The sequence below is a fragment of the Isoptericola halotolerans genome, assembly GCF_003003075.1.
GTDB classification, from domain to species: domain Bacteria; phylum Actinomycetota; class Actinomycetes; order Actinomycetales; family Cellulomonadaceae; genus Isoptericola; species Isoptericola halotolerans_A.
In genome coordinates this window covers 47,583-67,280 of sequence record NZ_PVTX01000007.1, presented here as the reverse complement: position 1 = coordinate 67,280, position 19,698 = coordinate 47,583, and the positions used below count along the sequence as shown (strand labels likewise).

Annotated in this window: 18 protein-coding genes; 17 read left to right on the top strand and 1 reads right to left on the bottom strand. The window is 74.3% G+C overall.

Translation table 11 applies throughout. The features are described from left to right. Nucleotides 1-27 precede the first annotated feature (27 nt). The 17 genes from BCL65_RS11025 (at nt 28) to BCL65_RS10945 (ending at nt 18,599) form a co-directional block, all read left to right on the top strand. Nucleotides 28-1,626: a UDP-N-acetylmuramoyl-L-alanyl-D-glutamate--2,6-diaminopimelate ligase gene (locus BCL65_RS11025; protein WP_106267978.1), complete on the top strand. Its 1,599-nt coding sequence runs from the start codon at nt 28-30 to the stop codon at nt 1,624-1,626. After that, nucleotides 1,623-3,029 carry a UDP-N-acetylmuramoyl-tripeptide--D-alanyl-D-alanine ligase gene (locus BCL65_RS11020; protein ID WP_106267976.1) on the top strand — a complete coding sequence of 469 codons (1,407 nt, stop codon included), beginning with the start codon at nt 1,623-1,625 and terminating at the stop codon, nt 3,027-3,029. The genes BCL65_RS11025 and BCL65_RS11020 overlap by 4 nt, the downstream gene beginning before the upstream one ends. After that, nucleotides 3,026-4,108: a phospho-N-acetylmuramoyl-pentapeptide-transferase gene (gene mraY, locus BCL65_RS11015; protein WP_106267974.1), complete on the top strand. Its 1,083-nt coding sequence runs from the start codon at nt 3,026-3,028 to the stop codon at nt 4,106-4,108. Before BCL65_RS11020 ends, mraY begins: the two co-directional genes overlap by 4 nt. Continuing rightward, nucleotides 4,093-5,511, top strand: coding sequence for a UDP-N-acetylmuramoyl-L-alanine--D-glutamate ligase (gene murD, locus BCL65_RS11010; protein WP_106267972.1), 1,419 nt, complete (start codon nt 4,093-4,095; stop codon nt 5,509-5,511). Before mraY ends, murD begins: the two co-directional genes overlap by 16 nt. An 8-nt stretch (nt 5,512-5,519) precedes the next feature. Beyond that, nucleotides 5,520-6,758: an FtsW/RodA/SpoVE family cell cycle protein gene (locus BCL65_RS11005; RefSeq protein WP_106267970.1), complete on the top strand. Its 1,239-nt coding sequence runs from the start codon at nt 5,520-5,522 to the stop codon at nt 6,756-6,758. Nucleotides 6,759-6,768: 10 nt separating this feature from the next. Next, nucleotides 6,769-7,917 (top strand): undecaprenyldiphospho-muramoylpentapeptide beta-N-acetylglucosaminyltransferase, encoded by a 1,149-nt coding sequence (murG, locus tag BCL65_RS11000; RefSeq protein WP_106268285.1) that lies wholly within the window; start codon nt 6,769-6,771, stop codon nt 7,915-7,917. Continuing rightward, entirely contained in the window at nt 7,914-9,428 is a 1,515-nt protein-coding gene (murC, locus tag BCL65_RS10995; RefSeq protein ID WP_106267969.1) for a UDP-N-acetylmuramate--L-alanine ligase, read from the top strand. Before murG ends, murC begins: the two co-directional genes overlap by 4 nt. Beyond that, entirely contained in the window at nt 9,428-10,396 is a 969-nt protein-coding gene (locus BCL65_RS10990; protein WP_106267967.1) for a cell division protein FtsQ/DivIB, read from the top strand. The genes murC and BCL65_RS10990 overlap by 1 nt, the downstream gene beginning before the upstream one ends. A gap of 164 nt (nt 10,397-10,560) precedes the next feature. Next, nucleotides 10,561-11,862, top strand: a complete 1,302-nt coding sequence (gene ftsZ, locus BCL65_RS10985) for a cell division protein FtsZ (RefSeq protein ID WP_106267965.1) — start codon at nt 10,561-10,563, stop codon at nt 11,860-11,862. Beyond that, a complete protein-coding gene (locus BCL65_RS10980; protein ID WP_106267963.1) occupies nt 11,859-12,668 on the top strand; it encodes a polyphenol oxidase family protein in 810 nt (269 codons plus the stop codon). Before ftsZ ends, BCL65_RS10980 begins: the two co-directional genes overlap by 4 nt. Before the next feature lie 92 nt (nt 12,669-12,760). Next, nucleotides 12,761-13,234: a cell division protein SepF gene (locus BCL65_RS10975; protein WP_106267961.1), complete on the top strand. Its 474-nt coding sequence runs from the start codon at nt 12,761-12,763 to the stop codon at nt 13,232-13,234. A gap of 69 nt (nt 13,235-13,303) precedes the next feature. Beyond that, the gene (locus BCL65_RS10970) at nt 13,304-13,600 is read left to right on the top strand and encodes a YggT family protein (RefSeq protein ID WP_106267959.1); all 297 of its coding nucleotides are present in this window, start codon (nt 13,304-13,306) and stop codon (nt 13,598-13,600) included. Nucleotides 13,601-13,810: 210 nt separating this feature from the next. Beyond that, nucleotides 13,811-14,458, top strand: coding sequence for a DivIVA domain-containing protein (locus BCL65_RS10965; RefSeq protein ID WP_106267957.1), 648 nt, complete (start codon nt 13,811-13,813; stop codon nt 14,456-14,458). Between the two features lie 127 nt (nt 14,459-14,585). Beyond that, a complete protein-coding gene (locus BCL65_RS10960) occupies nt 14,586-15,047 on the top strand; it encodes a TraR/DksA family transcriptional regulator (RefSeq protein WP_106267955.1) in 462 nt (153 codons plus the stop codon). A gap of 17 nt (nt 15,048-15,064) precedes the next feature. Next, nucleotides 15,065-15,658 (top strand): signal peptidase II, encoded by a 594-nt coding sequence (gene lspA / locus BCL65_RS10955; RefSeq protein WP_106267953.1) that lies wholly within the window; start codon nt 15,065-15,067, stop codon nt 15,656-15,658. Next, nucleotides 15,658-16,587: an RluA family pseudouridine synthase gene (locus BCL65_RS10950; protein WP_106267951.1), complete on the top strand. Its 930-nt coding sequence runs from the start codon at nt 15,658-15,660 to the stop codon at nt 16,585-16,587. Before lspA ends, BCL65_RS10950 begins: the two co-directional genes overlap by 1 nt. Before the next feature lie 86 nt (nt 16,588-16,673). Beyond that, on the top strand, nt 16,674-18,599 hold the full coding sequence (locus tag BCL65_RS10945; protein WP_106267950.1) for a glycosyl hydrolase family 28-related protein: 1,926 nt from the start codon (nt 16,674-16,676) through the stop codon (nt 18,597-18,599). A gap of 42 nt (nt 18,600-18,641) precedes the next feature. Here BCL65_RS10945 and BCL65_RS10940 read toward each other — a convergent pair whose 3' ends face one another. Further along, nucleotides 18,642-19,610 (bottom strand): LacI family DNA-binding transcriptional regulator, encoded by a 969-nt coding sequence (locus BCL65_RS10940; protein WP_106267948.1) that lies wholly within the window; start codon nt 19,608-19,610, stop codon nt 18,642-18,644. Nucleotides 19,611-19,698: the final 88 nt, after the last annotated feature.

The window sequence follows — 19,698 nt, the reverse complement described above, 5'->3', positions numbered from 1 at the left end:
CTGCGCACAGCAGGTAGGTTCTACCCCGTGACATCCCCGACCGATCGCATCCGTCCCGCGGATCCCGTCCCGCGTCGGCTGGCCGACGTCGCCACGGCCTTCGGCCTGACCGTCGCGTCCGGCGGGCCGTCGTCCGAGGTCCTCGTCTCGGCCGTCGCCAGCGACAACCGGGCGGTGGTCCCCGGGGACCTGTTCGTCGCCCTGCCGGGCGCTCGCAGCCACGGCGCGACGTACGCGGCGGACGCCGTGCGACGGGGCGCCCCCGCGGTGCTCACCGACACCGCCGGGGCACGCATGCTGGCCGGCATCGGCGTCCCCGTGCTGGTCGCGGACGACGTGCGCGGCGTGCTGGGGCCCGTCGCGGCCTGGGTGCACGGCGAGCCGGCCCAGCACCTGACGACGTTCGGCGTGACGGGGACCAACGGCAAGACCACCACGACGTACCAGGTGGACCACCTGCTGCGCGCCCTGGGACACCGTGGCGGACTCGTCGGCACCGTGGAGACCCGCGCCGGTGACCAGGTCCTGCCGAGCCGGCTCACGACCCCGGAGGCCGCGGACCTGCAGGCGCTCCTGGCCCGGATGCGGGAGATCGGCGTCGACGCCCTGACGATGGAGGTCTCGTCGCACGCCGTGACGATGCGCCGGGTCGACGGCATCGTCTTCGACGTGGCCGGCTTCACCAACCTCAGCCAGGACCACCTGGACTTCCACGGCGACCTGCCCACCTACTTCGCGGCCAAGGCGGAGCTGTTCACCCCGGCGCGGTCGCGGCGGGGTGTCGTCGTGGTGGACGACGCCTGGGGCGAGCGGATGGCGGCGTCGGCGGGTGTCCCCGTGGAGACGGTCCGCACCCTTCCGGCGCCGCACGACGCCCCGACGGCGGACTGGACCGTCTCCGACGTCGCCCCGCACGGGACGGGGTCGGCGTTCACGCTGCGGCACACCGACGGCCGCGAGCTGCGGACCTCCACCGCGCTGCCGGGCGGGTTCAACGTGGCGAACGCGGCGCTCGCCGTCGTCATGGTCCTGGCATCCGGGGCTGCTCCGGAGCACGTCAGCGCCGCCCTGGACGCGGCGGACGGGCTGTCCGCGCGCGTGCCCGGCCGCATGGAGGTGGTCGGCGCCGGTGGCGACGGGCACCCGCGGGTGGTCGTCGACTTCGCGCACAACACCGACGCGCTCGAGCTCGCCCTGGCGGCGCTGCGGCCGACGACGGCGGGTCGCCTCGTCGTGGTCTTCGGGGCCACGGGGGACCGTGACCCGGGCAAGCGGCCCGCGATGGGCGCCGCGGCCGTGGCGGGCGCCGACGTCGTCGTGCTGACGGACGACGACCCGCACGACGAGGACGCCGCGAAGATCCGCGCCGAGGTGCTCGCCGGGGCCGAGGCCGCCCGCGCGAGCGCTCGCGCGGCCGGGCGTGACATCGTCGTGCAGGAGGTCGGGGACCGGGCCGAGGCCGTCCGGCGTGCCGTGCTCGAGGCCGGCCCGACCGACACCGTGCTGGTCGCCGGACGCGGCCACGAGACCATCCAGGAGGTCCGGGGCGTCGACGTCGCCCTGGACGACCGTGTCGAGGCCCGCAGCGCCCTGCGTGCCCGTGCAGAGAGGACCCCTTCCGCATGATCGAGCTCACTGCCGCCGAGGTGGCCGAGGCGACGTCCGGCACGCTGCGGGCCGAGGCCGGCGCGGCCGTGACCGGCCCCGTGGTCGTCGACTCGCGTCTGGTCGAGGCGGGGGCGCTCTTCGTGGCGGTCCCGGGGGAGCACGTCGACGGGCACGACTTCGCCGCCGCTGCCGTCGCAGCAGGCGCCGCGCTGGTCCTGGCCACCCGCCCGGTCGACGGCGTCCCGTGCGTCGTCGTGGCCGACGTCCAGGTCGCGCTCGGCGCGCTCGCCCGCGTGGTCCTGGAGCGGCTCCGGGCGGCCGGCGAGGTCCGGGTGGTGGCCGTGACCGGCTCGGTCGGCAAGACCACCACCAAGGACCTGCTCGGCCAGCTCCTGGGGCCGGACGTGGGGCCGGAGGCGATCGTGGTGCCGGCCGGGTCCTTCAACAACGAGATCGGCCTTCCCCTCACCGTGCTGCGGGCCACGACGGCCACGCGGGTGCTGGTCCTGGAGATGGGCGCCGACGCCCCGGGCAACATCGCCGACCTGACGCGGGTGGCCCCGCCGGACGTCGGCATCGTCCTCGCGGTGGGCACCGCGCACCTCGGCCGGTTCGGTGACGTCGAGACGATCGCCCGCACCAAGGGGGAGATGGTCGAGGGTGTGCGCCACGGCGGGACGGTGGTGCTCAACGTCGACGACTCGCGGGTCGCCGCGATGTCGAACCGGGCCGCGCCTGGCACCGACGTCGTCACGTTCGGCACCATCCCGGCGGCCGACGTCCGCGCCCGCGAGGTGGTCGTCGACGGCGGCCGGGCCCGGTTCGCCCTCACCACCGCCGACGGCACCGCCCCGGTCGAGCTGCGGCTGGTCGGAGCCCACCACGTGACCAACGCGCTGGCCGCCGCCGCGACGGCCCTGCAGCTCGGCGTGCCGCTGGAGGTGGTCGCGGAGCGGCTCTCGTCGGCCACGCCGTTGAGCCCGCACCGCATGGCCGTGACCGAGCGGTCCGACGGGGTGACGATCGTCGACGACTCCTACAACGCGAACCCCGACTCGATGCGCGCGGCGTTGCGTACGCTGGCGGTCATGGCGGGACGCACCCGCCGGTCGGTCGCCGTCGTGGGGGAGATGCGCGAGCTCGGCGACGCCGCGCGCGTCGAGCACGACGCGATCGGTCGGCTCGCGGTCCGGCTCAACGTCAAGCGTCTCGTCGTGGTCGGCGAAGGGGCGTACCACGTCCACGAGGGGGCCCAGCAGGAGGGCTCCTGGGGAGAGGAGTCGGTGTTCGTGCCCGATCTGGAGGCCGCGCGGGAAGTGCTCGCCGCCGAGCTGACCGCGGGCGACGTCGTCCTCGTCAAGGCGTCGCAGGGCTCCGGCCTGTGGCGTCTCGCCGACCAGCTCGTGGAGGCCGACGCGTGATCGCGGTCCTCGCGGCCGCGGGCGTCTCGCTCCTCGTCGCGCTGCTCGGCACGCCCCTGTTCATCAAGTTCCTGGTGCGTCGCAACTACGGCCAGTTCGTCCGGCAGGACGGCCCGACGGCGCACTTCACGAAGCGTGGCACGCCCACCATGGGCGGGGTGGTCATCATCGGCGCCACGCTCCTGGGCGTGGCGGCGTCCATGATCTTCGCCGGTCGGCCGCCGAGCGCGTCCGCGCTCCTGGCGCTGTACCTCATGACCGGGCTGGGGCTGGTGGGGTTCCTCGACGACTTCACCAAGATCCGCAACCAGCGGTCCCTCGGACTGACGGCGCGGGCCAAGATCGTCGGCCAGGGGTTCGTCGGCATCTCGTTCGCGGTGCTGGCCCTGCAGTTCCCCAACGCGAACTCCCGCACCCCGGCCTCCACGCGGATCTCGTTCCTGCGCGACACCAACCTCGACCTCGCGTTCGCCGGTGCCACCGTGGGCCTGCTCCTGTTCGTGATCTGGGCGAACTTCCTCATCACGGCCTGGTCGAACGCGGTCAACCTCACCGACGGTCTCGACGGGCTGGCCACCGGGTCCTCCCTCATCGTGTTCGGTGCGTACGTGCTGGTCGGCATCTGGCAGCTCAACCAGTCCTGCCAGCGGGCCGCCGCCGCCGGGCCGGGCTGCTACGAGGTGCGCGACCCGCAGGACCTGGCGATCGTCGCGGCGGCGATCATGGGCGCCTGCGTCGGCTTCCTGTGGTGGAACGCGAGCCCGGCGAAGATCTTCATGGGCGACACGGGCTCGCTGGCGCTGGGGGGCGCCCTCGCCGGGCTGTCGATCCTCAGCCGCACGGAGATCCTCGCGGCGATCATCGGTGGACTGTTCGTCATCATCGTGATGAGCGACATCATCCAGATCGGGTCGTTCAAGCTCACCGGCAAGCGGGTCTTCAAGATGGCGCCGCTGCACCACCACTTCGAGCTGTCCGGGTGGGGAGAGGTGACGATCGTCATCCGCTTCTGGCTCATCGCCGGCTTCTTCGCGGCGCTGGGGATGGGCGTCTTCTACGCCGAGTGGGTCGTCAGTTGACGGTGGACGGCGCCCGTGCGGTGGTGGCGGGCCTCGGGGTGACCGGTCGTGCCGTCGTCGACGCCCTGGCGGGACGTGCGGCGTCGGTGGTGACGGTGGACGCCCGGGCGGAGGACGCCGACGTCTCCGGGACGGACGCGGCGGACCCCGTGGTCGCCGCACGGCTGGTCGCGGACGCCGACGTCGTGGTGGTCTCGCCCGGCTGGCCGCCCTCGGCGGCCCTGCTCGCGGCGGCCCGCGCGGCCGGCGTCCCGGTGTGGAGCGAGGTCGAGCTCGCCTGGCGGCTGCGGGCCGGTGCGCCGTGGCTCGCGGTGACGGGCACCAACGGCAAGACCACCACGGTACGGATGCTGGCCTCCATCCTCACCGCCGCCGGGCTGCGGACCGCCGCGGTGGGCAACGTGGGCACACCCGTCCTGGCCGCGGCCCAGGACCCGTCCCTGGACGTGCTGGCCGTCGAGCTCTCCAGCTTCCAGCTGCACCACACGGTCTCGATGGCGGTGCAGGCGGGCGCCGTGCTCAACGTGGCGACCGACCACCTCGACTGGCACGGTTCGCTGGACGCGTACGCCGCCGCCAAGGGCCGCATCTACCGCGGGGCGCAGGTCGCGTGCGTCTACAACGTGGCGGACCCGCGGACCGAGCAGCTCGTGCGGGACGCCGACGTCGCGGAGGGCGCCCTCGCGGTGGGGTTCACCCTCGGGGCGCCCGGCCCGGGCCAGCTCGGCGTCGTCGAGGGCGTCCTCGTGGACCGGGCGTTCCACGCGCCGGCCGACGCCCGGGACCGGCTGCGCACCGCCGCCGAGCTCGGCACCCTCGACGACCTGGCGCACCTGGGCCCCGCCGGGGCGCCACCGCACGTCGTCGCCGACGCCCTCGCCGCGGCCGCGCTCGCCCGGGCGCACGGCGTCGCGGCCCACGCCGTGCGCGACGGTCTGCGCGCCTTCCGGCCGGACGCCCACCGGGCCGCCGTCGTGCGGCACGTCGACGGCGTGGCCTACGTGGACGACTCGAAGGCCACGAACGCGCACGCGGCCGCGGCCGCGCTGGCCGCCTGCGCGCCGGGCACCGCCGTGTGGGTCGCCGGCGGGCTCGCCAAGGGCGCGTCCTTCGACGACCTGGTCGCGAGCCGGGCGGACCGGCTGCGGGCGGCCGTGGTCGTCGGGACCGACCCGACGCCGTGGACGGACGCGCTCGCCCGACACGCACCCGAGATCCCCGTCGTCGTCGTCGATCCCGGGGACACTGGCACGGTGATGCGCCGAGCGGTGGGAGCCGCGCGGGAGCTCGCCGGCCCCGGCGACACCGTGCTGCTCGCACCGGCGGGAGCGTCCATGGACCAGTTCTCGTCCTACGCCGAGCGGGGTGACGCCTTCACCACCGCGGTGCAGGACCTGGCGTAGGGAGCACGATGGCGGTCACCCAGGGGGTGCGACGCAGCACGGACCGGCCGTGGCTGGGGCAGTGGAACTCGGCCGCCACGAGCTACTACCTCCTCGTGGGCGCGACAGGGCTGCTGCTCGTCATCGGCCTGGTCATGGTGTTCTCGAGCTCGACCGTGACGTCGATCGCCGCGGGCGACCCACCGTGGGCGGAGGGCCTGGAGCAGGCGCGGTTCGCGCTCATCGGGGTGCCGCTGGCGGTCGTGGCGACCCGCATCCCGGTGCGCTGGTACCGGCGGATGGCCTGGCCGGCGCTCATCACGGCCGTGGCGCTGCAGTCCTTGACCCTGGTGCCGGCGCTGGCCCGTGGCGCGGGCGGGAACGTCGGCTGGATCTACCTCGGTGGCGGCCTGTCGCTGCAGCCCGCCGAGGTCAGCAAGCTGGCCCTGGCGCTGTGGCTGGGTTTCGTGCTCGGGCGCAAGCAGCACCTCCTGGGGTCGTGGGGCCACGCCCTCGTCCCGGCCGTGCCGGGCGCCCTGGTCGTGCTCGGCCTGGTGATGGCGGGCAACGACCTCGGCACCGTGCTGGTCATGGCGGGGCTCGTCGCCGGTGCCCTCTGGGTCGCGGGTGCGCCCACCCGCCTGCTCGGCCTCGGTGCGTTGGCGGCGACCTTCGTCGTCGGGTTCTTCTTCGTGTACGGCAACTCCAACCGCATGGGGCGCATCCTCACCGTGTACAGCGGCTGCACGGACACCCAGGACGAGTGCTACCAGTCGCTGCACGGCCTGTGGGGCCTGGGCACCGGCGGGCTCTTCGGCGTGGGCCTGGGGGCCAGCCGGGAGAAGTGGCGATACCTGCCGGAGGCGCACAACGACTTCATCTACGCCGTCATCGGCGAGGAGCTCGGGCTGCTCGGCACCCTGCTGGTGCTCGCGCTGTTCGCCGTGCTCGGCGTGGCGATGGCCCGGGTGGTCCGCCGGCACCCCGACCCGTTCGTGAAGATCACCACCGCGGCGGTCGCGTGCTGGGTCGTGGGCCAGGCGTTCCTGAACATCGGGGTCGTCGTGGGCGTCTTCCCCGTCATCGGTGTCCCGTTGCCGCTCGTCTCGGCGGGCGGGTCGGCGCTGGTGGCGACGGTGGTCGCGCTCGGCATGGTGATCAGCTTCGCGCGGTCCGAACCCGGGGCGCCCGAGGCGTTCGCCGCGCGGGGCGGGGCCGTGCGGCGATCGCTCACCGTGCTCGGCCGTGGACGTCGCGCGGGCCGGTAGGGTCCGGCGTGTGAACTCCTCCTCCGTACGATCCGTCGTGCTGGCCGGCGGCGGGACCGCCGGCCACGTCAACCCCCTCCTGGCCGTCGCGGACGAGCTGCGCGCGCGCGAGCCCGAGGCGTCGTTCCTCGTGCTGGGCACCGCGACGGGGCTCGAGGCCGACCTGGTCCCGGCGCGCGGCTACGAGCTGCGCGAGATCCCGCGGGTACCGCTGCCGCGTCGTCCCAGCGTCGACCTGCTGCGGCTGCCCGGCCGGCTCGGGTCCGCGGTGAAGGCCGCCGAGGCGGCGATCGACGAGATCGGTGCCCGCGCCGTCGTCGGCTTCGGCGGGTACGTCTCGACACCCGCGTACCTCGCGGCCCGCCGCCGGGGCGTCCCCGTGGTCATCCACGAGCAGAACGCGCGCCCCGGCCTGGCGAACCGGCTCGGTGCCCGCTGGGCCGCTGCCGTGGGGACGACCTTCGCCGAGACCGACCTGCCGGGTGCCACCTGCGTCGGTCTGCCGCTGCGGACCGAGATCGCCGGGCTCGTCGACGAGCGCGAGCGCGACGCCGTCGCCGCGCGGCGACGGGCGGCCGAGGCGCTCGGCCTCGACCCGACGCTGCCCACGCTCCTGGTCACGGGCGGCTCGTCCGGGGCGCTGCGCGTCAACGAGGCCGTCGCGGGGGCGGCCGACGCCCTGCTCGGCGTCGGCCTGCAGGTCCTGCACCTCACCGGTCGCGACAAGTCCGGACCCGTGCGGGACACGGTGGGCGAGGCGGTCACCGCCGGCGGGCACGACCCTGCTCGCTACCAGGTGCGCGAGTACCTGTCCGAGATGCACCAGGCGCTCGCGGCCTGCGACCTGGTCGTGGCACGGTCCGGCGCCGGCACCGTCTGCGAGCTGGCGGCCCTGGGTCTGCCGGCCGTCTACGTCCCGCTGCCGATCGGCAACGGCGAGCAGCGGCTCAACGCCTCCGGGGTCGTCGGTGCCGGGGGAGGGCTGCTGGTCGACGACGCGGACCTCGACGCCGCCTGGGTCGCCACCCACGTCCCGGCGCTCGCCGGTGACCGGGAGCGGCTCGCGGCGATGTCGGCGGCGGCCCGCTCCGTCGGCGTGCGGGACGCCGCCGCCAAGATGGCCGACCTGGTGGCCGACGCCGCCGAGAGTGCCCGATGAGCGGCACGGCCGAGGGGAACGCGCCGGTGCCCGTGGCGGGGCTGGGTACCGTCCACCTGATCGGCGTGGGCGGTGCCGGGGTCTCGGTGGTCGCCCGGCTGCTCGCCGCCCGGGGCCTGGAGGTGCAGGGCTCCGACGCGGTGCGGTCCGCGGCGCTCGACGCCCTGCGGGCGGACGGCGTGCGGGTCTGGGTGGGGCACGACGCGGACCACGTGGTGGACGCGACGGGGGCTCCCCGGGTCGACACCGTCGTGGTGTCCTCCGCGGTGCGACCGGACAACCCGGAGCTGGCTGCCGCACGGGCGGCCGGAGTCCGGGTGCTGCACCGCTCGGAGGCGCTCGCCGCCCTCATGGCCGGGCGGCGCGGGGTGGCCGTGGCCGGGGCGCACGGCAAGACCACGACCTCCGCGATGGTGGCCACCGTGCTGCGCGCCGGTGGTCTCGACCCGTCGTTCGCGATCGGCGGGACGGTGCGGGTCCGCGACGACACCGGGGAGCACGCCGTGCCCGGAGGGCACGCCGGGACCTCGGACCTGGTCGTCGCGGAGGCCGACGAGTCGGACGGCTCGTTCCTCAACTACGCGCCGGCCGTGGCGGTCGTGACGAACGTCGAGGCCGACCACCTCGACCACTACGGCTCGCAGGAGGCGTTCGAGCAGGCGTTCGTCGACTTCGCCGCCCGCATCACCCCGGACGGCTGGCTGGTCGCCTGCGCCGACGACGCGGGCTCGGCCCGGCTCGCGGCCGCGCACCGGCAGGCCGGGGGGCGCGCGGTGACGTACGGCACCTCAGCCGGGGCCGACGTCGTCGTGCGCGACGTCGTGGTCGGGGCGGGGACGGCGCGAGCCACGGTGGGTGGTGGGCCGCTCGGTCCCGAGGACCACGTGCTGGACCTGGCCGTGCCGGGGGCGCACAACGTCCTCAACGCGACCGCGGCCGTCGTGACGGCCGTGCTCCTCGGCGTGGACACGGCCGACGCCGTGCGCGGCGCGGCGGGGTTCGTCGGCACCGGGCGCCGGTTCGAGCCCAAGGGGGAGGCGGCCGGCGTCCGGGTCTTCGACAGCTACGACCACCACCCCACAGAGGTGGAGGCCCTGTTGACGGCCGCACGCCCGGCGGCCGGGGAGGGGCGGGTCCTGGTGCTCTTCCAGCCCCACCTGTACTCGCGGACCCGTGCCTTCGCGGACCGTTTCGCGCGAGCGCTGGAGCTGGCGGACGAGGTCGTCGTGACCGGCGTCTACCGTGCGCGGGAGGACGTCGACCCGACGGTCACCGCACGCACGATCGCGGACCTCTCCCGTGGCACCCGGTCGGGCGGGCGGCTCCGCGCGGTCGAGGACCGGCTCGAGGCCGCGGACGCCGTCGCCGACCTCGCGCGCCCGGGTGACCTGGTGATCACGGTCGGAGCGGGCGACGTGACCGAGCTCGCCGGGGTGATCCTGGCCCGGCTCCGCACCGGGCACGGCGTGGCGGGTCCCGGCGACGGGGCCGACGGCGCGACCATGGGGTGATGCGCCCGCCACCTCGCCCCCGCACGCCCCAGCGCCCGTCGTCCGCGTCGGGTGCCGGCTCGGCGCGCAGCGCGGCGAGCCCGGCGCGGCCGGCGGAGCGTCCGGCGCGTCCGGCGCGTCCGGCCGGCCGGGCGGTCGAGCGCTCGGCGAGCAGCGCGGCGAGCGCCGCGAGCCCGAGCAGCGCCGCAACCACGAGCAGTGCCGCGGGCGCCGCCGGCACCGGCTCGCCCGGGCGCGTGTCCTCGGCGATGGCCGACCGGCTGGCGGAGCGCTCGGCCATGCGGCGCCACCGGTCGTGGCGTCTCGTGGTCGCGGTCGTGCTCGTGCTCGCCCTGCTGGGCGGGGCCGGCTGGGTGGCCGGCTGGTCGGAGCTGCTCGCGCTCGAGCGCAGCGAGGTGAGCGTGTCGGGCGCGGGCACCACGGTCGACGCGGACAGGGTCCGCGAGGTGGTCGAGGCCGCGGCCGGGACGCCGTTGCTGCGGATCGACACCGGGGGGATGCGCCGCGAGATCCTCGGGCTGCGTGGTGTCAAGGACGTGAGCGTCCAGCGGTCGTGGCCCCAGGGGATCGAGGTGCTGCTGACCGCCCGGGAGCCGGTCGCGGCGGTGCCCGACGGGGACCGGTACGTGCTGCTGGACGCGGAGGGGGTGCGGGTGGGATCGCGCCAGAAGGCCCCGCGGAAGCTCCCCGTCGTCTCGGTGCCGCTGGACGACGAGTCGGCGGACAGCCTGCGGGCCGCGCTGGCCGTGGTCGCCGCCCTGCCGGTGGAGCTGGCCCTCGAGGTCGAGCAGGTCAGCGCGCAGACCCAGGACGACGTCGAGACCGTCCTGCGCGACGGCGTGAGCGTGCGCTGGGGCGGGGAGACGAGCCTGCCCCTCAAGGTGGAGGTCGTCCAGACCTTGCGGGAGGTGGCGGCGGACGCGGGGGTGATCGACGTGTCGTCGCCCGAGCTCCCGGTCACCCGGTGAGCCCGAGCGGTCGCGACACGCCGGGCCACGTCCGGCGGGCGCCGCTCCGGGCGACCTACCGTCGTCACAGCAGCAACCTGACATAACTCTCACCTTCAACTACAACCTGAAGGTTGAACGACGGCGGTGGGGTCAGGACCCGGAACGACCCGAGAGGCAACGACGTGGCAACTCCGCAGAACTACCTGGCAGTGATCAAGGTGGTCGGCATCGGCGGTGGCGGCGTGAACGCCGTGAACCGCATGATCGAGGTCGGCCTCAAGGGCGTCGAGTTCATCGCCATCAACACCGACGCCCAGGCGCTGCTGATGTCGGACGCCGACGTCAAGCTCGACGTCGGGCGCGAGCTCACCCGCGGCCTGGGGGCCGGCGCCGACCCCGAGGTCGGGCGCAAGGCCGCCGAGGACCACGAGGAGGAGATCGAGGACGTCCTGCGCGGGGCGGACATGGTCTTCGTCACCGCCGGCGAGGGCGGCGGCACGGGCACCGGCGGCGCGCCCGTCGTGGCCCGCATCGCCCGCTCGTTGGGGGCGCTGACCGTCGGCGTCGTGACGCGGCCGTTCACCTTCGAGGGTCGGCGCCGCTCGGTCCAGGCCGAGCAGGGCATCGAGGCGCTCCGCGAGGAGGTCGACACCCTCATCGTGATCCCGAACGACCGCCTGCTGTCCATGTCCGACAAGAGCGTCTCGGCGATCGCAGCGTTCCACTCGGCGGACCAGGTCCTGCACTCCGGTGTCCAGGGCATCACGGACCTCATCACCACCCCCGGACTGATCAACCTCGACTTCGCCGACGTCAAGTCGGTGATGCAGGGTGCGGGATCGGCCCTGATGGGCATCGGCTCTGCCCGCGGGGAGGATCGGGCGGTGCAGGCCGCCGAGCTGGCGATCTCCTCGCCGCTGCTCGAGGCCTCGATCGACGGCGCCCACGGCGTGCTGCTGTCCATCCAGGGCGGCAGCGACCTCGGGCTGTTCGAGGTGCACGAGGCGGCGCGCCTGGTGCAGGAGGCGGCCCACCCGGAGGCGAACATCATCTTCGGCACGGTCATCGACGACGCCCTCGGTGACGAGGTGCGCGTCACGGTCATCGCGGCGGGGTTCGACGGCGGTCTGCCGAAGACCCGGGAGGACTCCCGCGCCCTGGGTCAGGTGGCCGGGGCCGCTTCGCCGGCCGTCGCCGACAGCGCCCGGACGGCCCCCGCGGCCTCCTCGCCGCAGGGGGGCTCGCCGGCGACCGCCCCGGTGCCCGCCGCCGAGCCGGCGCACGCCAGGCCGAGGCCCATCCCTGCTGACCCCGACGACGTCCCCGCGAGCCTGCAGCCGGTGGGCTCCGGTCAGGCGCGGCCCGCCTTCACCGTGGTCGAGGACGGCGAGGGCGTGACCGTGGAGCGGCCGGTCGAGGTGCCGCGGGTGGCCGAGAGGTCCCGGCCGGAGCCCGAGCTCGACGTGCCCGACTTCCTGAAGTGACGTCGTCGGCCACCTGGGCCCAGGAGGCGCTCTTGCCCGCGGACCTCGGAGCAGGACTGCTGCGTGTGGACCTCGGTCCGGGCGTCGTGGCCGGTTTCACCACGCGGCACGGCGGCGTGTCGCCCGCGCCCTGGTCCTCGCTCGACCTCGGCACGTCGACGGGCGACGAGGAGGCCCGGGTGCGTCGCAACCGTGAGCAGCTGGCCGGATGGATCGGGGCGCCCGTCGCCTTCGCCACCCAGGTGCACGGTGCCACGGTGCTGGCGCTCGGCGGTGCGGAGCGCACCGAGTGGGAGTCGGTGACGCCGCCGCTGAGCGCCGGCGAGGCCGACGCCCTCGTCACGGCCGAGGCCGGGTTGGGGCTCGGGGTCCTGGTGGCCGACTGCGTCCCGGTCCTCCTCGTCGATCCCGTCGCACGCGTCGCCGGTGTCGCCCACGCCGGGCGGCGAGGGCTCGTGGCCGGCGTCGTGGACCGTGCGGTCGACGCGATGGTCGCGCGCGGAGCCAGCAGGGACGGGCTGCGCGCCGCCGTCGGCCCGGCCGTCTGCGGTGCGTGCTACGAGGTGCCGGAGGCCCTGCGCGACGAAGTGACCGCCGTCGTGCCGGAGGCGTGGGCCACGACCGCCTCGGGCACCCCCGCGCTCGACCTGCCGGCCGGCGTGCTGGCCCGCCTGTCGGCGATGGGCGTTCCGGCCGACCGGGTGGAACGGTGCACGCGCACCGACCCGGATCTCTTCTCGCACCGTCAGGCCACGGCCGCGGGCGAGGTCACCGGGCGCCAGGCGGGAGTGATCGTCCTCGCCTGAGTCCGTGCGGCCCCCGGCGTGTCGTGCGCCGCTTACCGCGCGGTGCTGGTTACCGTCAAGTCACAGACCTACCGACGAAACGGAGCAGGGCGATGGGCGGAGCGCTTCGCAAGACCATGCTGTACCTGGGGCTGGCCGACGACCAGCGCCCTGACGGGGAGTACCTCGACGAGTTCGACGAGGAGCTGGAGCCGGTGCGTGACGACGACTACCAGGCCGAGGTCACGCCTCTGCACCGGGACGGAGCACCGATGGACGCGTTCGCCGGGGGAGACCTGCGGCGGATCACGACGATCCACCCCCGGTCGTACAACGACGCCCGGCTCATCGGGGAGGCCTTCCGCGGTGGCACCCCGGTCATCATGAACCTGTCCGACATGGACGACGCCGACGCCAAGCGTCTCGTCGACTTCTCGGCCGGGCTCATCTTCGGCCTGCACGGGTCGATCGAGCGGGTGACGAACAAGGTCTTCCTGCTCTCGCCCGAGCACGTCGAGATCACGGGCGAGGAGCAGGTCGCCGAGCGACCCGACCCCCGTGCCGGCGCGTTCTACAACCAGAGCTGAGACCAACCGCGACGCGCGGCCCGGGAGCGCCCCCCGGGCCGCGCGTCGTGCGTCCGGTAGGTTGCCCTCGTGAGTGTGATCTTCGGCGTCGTCTACTTCGCCCTGTTCCTGTTCCTCGTCTGCCTGATCGTCCGCCTCGTCTTCGACTGGGTGCAGGTCTTCGCCAGGGAGTGGCGTCCGCGCGGCATCGTGCTGGTGATCGCCGAGGCCGTGTACACGGTCACGGACCCGCCGCTGCGTGCGCTGCGCCGCGTCATCCCGCCGTTGAGCCTGGGCAGCATCCGCCTCGACCTGGCGTTCCTCGTGCTGTTCCTGGCCACGTCGATCCTGCTGCGCGTCGCCGGCGCGCTCGCGGCGAGCTTCTGAGCATCCCCGTGCGGCGGCGGCGGCGCGCGCCGACGCGCGCCGACCCGGCGTGCGTCCCGCGACACGCGGGACCAACTGCCGTCGGACCTGTGAAGACACCGTGAGCGCGACCCGCCCGGGGGGCCGTCGCCGCGGGCGTCGGCTACCGTGGGCATCCACGGACGCTCCGGGTCCGTGCACTGGACCGCGCTACGGCAACGAGGTGACACGATGGCACTGCTGACGGCAGAGGACATCCTCAACAAGAAGTTCTCGGCGACCAAGTTCCGCGAGGGATACGACGTCGAAGAGGTCGACGACTTCCTCGACGAGGTCGTCCGCACGCTCACGTCCGTGCAGGAGGAGAACGACGACCTGCGCTCCAAGCTGGCCGCGGCCGAGCGCCGCGTCGGTGAGCTGAGCCGCAGCGATGCCGCGCAGCAGTCCGCCGAGCAGCCTGACGTCGCGGCGCAGGTCCAGGCGGCGGCCGCGGCCGCCGCGGCAGCACCGCCGGCGGGCGACAAGCCGCACGCGGAGCCCGAGTCGGCCACCGGCATGCTCCAGCTGGCGCAGAAGCTGCACGACGACTACGTGCGCTCGGGCCAGGAGGAGGGCGACCGCCTGATCTCCGAGGCGAAGTCCGAGGGCAGCCGCATCGTGCGGGAGGCGGAGGAGACGAGCCACCGCACGCTCTCGCAGCTCGAGCAGGAGCGCTCGCTCCTCGAGCGCAAGATCGACGAGCTCCGGCTGTTCGAGCGGGACTACCGCACGCGGCTCAAGAGCTTCCTGCAGAACCTGCTCGGCGACCTGGACGCGCGCGGTTCGGCGCTCCCGCCCCAGCGGCAGAACGCCAACGCGGGACGTCCCCAGGAACTCTGAGCGGACCTCCGGAGCGGTCCCTGCGCGGACCGGCCCCACCGCAGGACACGCCACGTCGGCGCGTGCTGTTGTGCGGGCCGGTCCGCGCACTTACGCTGCGGTGACCTCACGAACGGAAGGGCAGCGAATGGCCAAGCTCTCCACCTCCCAGCGGGACACGGTCCGGGAAGAGTTCCCGAACCTCGCGCGGGACGTCAAGAACTTCCCCGTCCGTGACGGGGAGGACCCCTGGACCCTCCAGGAGGTGTCCGAGCTCGCGCTGCTCCTGCTGGAGGACCGCGAGCGCTTCACCCGCGAGCTGGCCGCGGCCGACGCCGAGCTGAGCGACCTGCTGCGCAACTCCGGCGACGGCGCCGGCGACGACCAGGCCGACTACGGCTCGAGCGCACTCGAGCGCGAGCAGGAGCTGACGCTGGTCAACAACCTGCGCGACCTGCTGGCGCAGACGACGCACGCGCTCGACCGGATCCGCAGCGGCACCTACGCCACGTGCGAGATCACGAACCACCCGATCGGCAAGGCGCGGCTGCAGGCCTTCCCCCGGGCGACCCTGTCGGTCGAGGCGAAGGCGCGCGAGGAGCGTCGCTGACCGTAGAATCGGGCGCGATGTCCTCCACGCCCACCGGTGCCCAGCCGGTTCCTGAGATCCCCGACGAGCCCGAGGCCGCCTCCTCGACGCCTCCCTCCGAGCCGTGCGCACACCGGGGGCGGCTGGGCCGGTGGGCACTCCTGCTGGCGGGCGCCGTCCTCGTGGTCGACCAGCTCACGAAGTGGTGGGCGCTGACAGCCCTCACCGAGGGCGTGCGGGTCCCGCTGCTGGGCGACCTGCTCGGGCTCACCCTCGTCTTCAACCCCGGGGCCGCGCTGTCCATCATGGCCAACGGCTACACGTGGGTCCTGACGATCGTGGTCGTGGCGGTCGTCGTGGTGATCTTCCGTGCGATGCGGCGGCTCGGCTCCGTGGGCTGGACCGTCGCCCTCGGGCTGCTGCTCGGCGGCGCCCTGGGCAACCTCGTCGACCGGCTGCTGCGCGAACCAGGATTCGCCCGGGGCGAGGTCGTCGACATGATCGCCTACGCCGACTTCTTCGTCGGCAACGTCGCCGACATCGCGATCGTCGTCGCGGCCGGCCTCATCGTGGTGCTCTCCTTCCGCGGTGTGGGCATCGACGGCAGCCGCGAGGCCCGGGACGCCGCCTGATGGTGGCGCGGACGCTGCCGGTGCCGGACGGCCTGGTGGGCGAACGGGTGGACGTCGCCCTCGGGCGCATGCTGGGTTTCTCGCGCACCCAGGCGGCGGAGCTCGCCGCCGGGGGTGCCGTCCGGCTCGACGGCCGCGAGGTCGGCAAGTCGGACCGTCTCACCCCGGGTGGCTGGCTGGAGGTCGACGTGCCGAAACCCACCTCGGCACCGGCGGTCGTCGCGGAGCCCGTCGAGGGGATGCGGATCGCCTACGAGGACGACGACGTCGTGGTGGTCGACAAGCCGGTCGGCGTGGCGGCGCACCCGTCGCCGGGGTGGACGGGGCCGACGGTGGTCGGCGCGCTGGCGGCGGCGGGCTACCGCATCTCCACGTCCGGGGCGGCCGAGCGGCAGGGCATCGTGCACCGGCTCGACGTCGGGACCTCCGGGCTGATGGCGGTGGCCAAGAGCGAGGCGGCGTACACCGGGCTGAAGCGTGCGTTCAAGGAGCGCACCGTGAACAAGGTCTACCACGCGCTCGTCCAGGGCCACCCCGAACCGACCACCGGGACGATCGACGCACCGCTCGGTCGGCACCCGCACCACGACTACCGGTTCGCGGTGGTGGCGGAGGGCAAGCCGTCCGTGACGCACTACGAGGTGCTGGAGATGCTGCCCGCGGCCTCGTTGGCCGAGGTGCACCTGGAGACGGGGCGCACGCACCAGATCCGCGTGCACTTCTCGGCGCTGCGGCACCCGCTCGTGGGCGACCTCACGTACGGCGCGGACCCGGTGCTGGCGTCGAAGGTCGGGCTCACGCGGCAGTGGCTGCACGCGATGCGCCTCGGGTTCGAGCACCCGCTGACCGGTGGTCGCGTCGAGGTCACCAGCGAGTACCCCGACGACCTGGAGACGGCGCTCGAGGTCGTCCGCGGCGCCTACGCCTGACGAGTACTTGTCCGCGGGACCTCTCGCCCGTTAGAGTCGCGACGACGGGTGACACGAGTCACCCGCGACCTCGACGAGGAGGACGCATGTCATCACCTCACGCACCGGCCCGGGCGACCGCACGACGACGGCACCACCGGCTCGTACCCACCGTCGCCGCAGGAGCAGCCCTCGTGACCGCCATCGCCACCGTCCCCGGCGCGCAGGCCGCCCCGCCCGACGCGGCCGCCCCCACCGCCCCGGACTTCGGCCCGAACGTGACCGTGTTCGGCCCGGACACGCCCCAGGACGAGATCCAGGCGACCATGGACGCCCTGCACGCCCAGCAGGTCGACGCCGAGATGGGCACGGACCGGCACGCCGTCTACTTCCTGCCCGGCACCTACGGCTCGGCCGAGGACCCGCTGCAGTTCGGCGTCGGGTACTACACCGAGGTGGCCGGCCTCGGCGAGTCCCCGCAGGATGTGACCGTCGAGGGCGCCATCGAGGTACGCAACCGCTGCTTGTCGGACGACCCCGAGAACCCGAACTGCATCGCGCTGGTGAACTTCTGGCGGACGATCTCCAACCTGGCTCTCGACGTGAACACCGCCGGCCAGGGCGGGTGCGAGGCCACGACCAACTTCTGGGCCGTCTCCCAGGCCGTCTCGATGCGACGCCTCGACGTGCGCGGTCCGCTGTCGCTCATGGACTACTGCACGGCCGGACCGCAGTACGCCAGCGGCGGCTTCATCGCCGACTCCCGCTTCGACACCCAGGTGACCAACGGCTCGCAGCAGCAGTGGCTGACCCGCAACAGCGAGCTCGGCGGCGGCTGGTCCAACGCGGTGTGGAACCAGGTCTTCGCCGGCGTCGAGGGCGCTCCGAGCGAGGACAACTTCCCGACCGAGCCGTACACGACGCTCGACACCACACCGGTGAGTCGCGAGAAGCCGTACCTGTTCGTCGACGACGCCGGCCGCTACCAGGTGCGCGTCCCCGCCGCGCAGACCGAGACCCGCGGGGTCTCGTGGGCCGACGGCGCCACGCCGGGGCGCACCGTGCCGATCACGGACTTCTACGTCGCGAAGCCCGGCGACTCGGTGGCGACCATCAACAGCCACCTCGCACGCGGCAAGCACCTGCTGCTCACGCCCGGGGTCTACGACGTCGACCGGAGCATCGCCGTCAAGCGCCCCGGCACCGTGGTGCTCGGCATGGGCCACGCCACGCTCACCGCCGTCGACGGCGCCGTGCCGCTGACGGTCGCCGACACCTCCGGCGTCGTCGTGGCGGGCGTCTCCATCGACGCCGGCACCGTGGAGTCCCCGGCGCTGCTCCGGGTGGGCAAGGAGCACGGCAAGAACCACCGGTCCGACCCGGTCGACCCGATCACGCTGTCCGACGTGTACTTCCGCGTCGGCGGGCCGCACGTCGGCAAGGCGGACGTCGCGCTGGAGGTCAACGCGCACGACGTGCTCATCGACCACACCTGGGTGTGGCGCGGCGACCACGGCGTGGAGGGCTTCCCGACGGACGGGTCGGCGGGCGTCAACGGCGACACGGAGCGCTGGGCCACCAACGTCGGACGCAACGGCGTCGTGGTGAACGGCGACCGGGTCACCGCGACGGGGCTGTTCGTCGAGCACTTCCAGGAGCACAACACGATCTGGAACGGCGAGGACGGCACCGTGGTGCTCTACCAGAACGAGCTGCCCTACGACCCGCCCACCCAGGCGGACTGGACCCAGCCCGACGGCACCCTCGGCTGGGAGGGCTACAAGGTCGCCGACGACGTCGAGCGGCACCGGCTCTTCGGTGCAGGCGTGTACGTGTTCAACCAGAACAACCCGGAGATCGTCACCGAGAACGGGTTCTCGGTGCCGCAGGTACCGGGCGTCCAGCTGCACCACGTCATGACGGTCAACCTCAGCGCCGGCACCATCCAGCACGTCGTCAACGGCGTGGGTGATGCGGTCCCGCCGTCGACGTCCGGGTCCCCGGAGTACGTGGTGAACTACCCGGCGCCCTGACCTCGCCCCGGCCCCGCCCCACAGCCGTGGGGTGGGGCCGGCTCACGTCGAGGAGCGGACGACGACGCGCGCCGGGTCGTCCGGCCACGGTGGCGGTCCCTGTCCGTCCAGCACCGCCAGCACGCTGGCCGCCAGGTGCTCCGACTGCGGGGTCACGGGCTGCGCCACCGTGGTCAGCGGGGGCGTCGTCACCCGGGCGGCGGGAGCGTCGTCGACGCCGATCACCGCGAGGTCGTCGGGGACCGTCAGACCGGCGTCCCGTGCCCCGGCGAGCACCGCCTGCGCGACCTCGTCGTTGTACGCGGCGACGGCGGTGACCCCTTCGGCGTGCCAGGCGCGGACCGTGCCGGTGGCCGGCTCGTCGGCCGGTACGGCGGCCTGGCGCGGTGCGGGGAGCCGACGAGCCGCGCAGGCGTCACGGACCCCCGCGAACCGGGCGTCCCCGAACCGGCGCAGCCGGTCGTCGGTCGGCGTGGCGAACGCGACGGACCGGTGCCCGCGGGACGCCAGGTGGTCGACCTGGAGCACGGCCAGGTCGTGCTGCGAGCGGTCGAACGCGCCGCCGTCGGCCGGTTCCACCGATCCCACGACGGCGATCCCAGCCTGCTCCATCGCCCGGACGTCCTCGGCGGCGAACGGCGCCAGCCCGACGACGGCACGCGGCGTCACGGCCCGCCACAGCTCCGCCAGCGCGCGGGAGTCGCGGTGGTGGTGGACGAGCACGAACAGCCCGCGCTCGGCGAGCACGTCGGTGAGGTGGTCCAGGAGGGAGTCCACGACGGGCCCGGTCGGCCAGTCGGGCAGCACGCAGACGACCAGGTCGCTGCGGCCGCGCCGCAGCGTCCGTGCGGCCGCCGACGGCGCGTAGCCGAGCCGCGCGGCCGTGCTGCGGACGTGCTCGCGTGTCGCCTCGGAGACCGACGCCCCGGGCGTGTCGTTGAGCACGTAGCTGACGGTCGTGCGGGAGACCCCCGCGGCGCGGGCGACGTCGGCGCTCGTCACTGAGGCCACCGCTCCTCCTTCTCCGGCCGGACGTTGGGAGCACTGTACTGGGCACGGCCGGCCGTGACGGCGATCCGGCGAGGGGCGTCGTCGAAGG

Bases quoted from the DNA above. Each gene is read 5' to 3' on its own strand.
- BCL65_RS10960 (WP_106267955.1), top strand. From the start codon at position 14,586: ATGGCCAAGCTCTCCACCTCCCAGCGGGACACGGTCCGGGAAGAGTTC.
- lspA (WP_106267953.1), top strand. From the start codon at position 15,065: ATGTCCTCCACGCCCACCGGTGCCCAGCCGGTTCCTGAGATCCCCGAC.
- BCL65_RS10950 (WP_106267951.1), top strand. From the start codon at position 15,658: ATGGTGGCGCGGACGCTGCCGGTGCCGGACGGCCTGGTGGGCGAACGG.
- BCL65_RS10990 (WP_106267967.1), top strand. From the start codon at position 9,428: ATGCGCCCGCCACCTCGCCCCCGCACGCCCCAGCGCCCGTCGTCCGCG.
- BCL65_RS10945 (WP_106267950.1), top strand. From the start codon at position 16,674: ATGTCATCACCTCACGCACCGGCCCGGGCGACCGCACGACGACGGCAC.
- BCL65_RS11005 (WP_106267970.1), top strand. From the start codon at position 5,520: ATGGCGGTCACCCAGGGGGTGCGACGCAGCACGGACCGGCCGTGGCTG.
- murC (WP_106267969.1), top strand. From the start codon at position 7,914: ATGAGCGGCACGGCCGAGGGGAACGCGCCGGTGCCCGTGGCGGGGCTG.
- BCL65_RS10975 (WP_106267961.1), top strand. From the start codon at position 12,761: ATGGGCGGAGCGCTTCGCAAGACCATGCTGTACCTGGGGCTGGCCGAC.
- BCL65_RS10965 (WP_106267957.1), top strand. From the start codon at position 13,811: ATGGCACTGCTGACGGCAGAGGACATCCTCAACAAGAAGTTCTCGGCG.
- BCL65_RS11020 (WP_106267976.1), top strand. From the start codon at position 1,623: ATGATCGAGCTCACTGCCGCCGAGGTGGCCGAGGCGACGTCCGGCACG.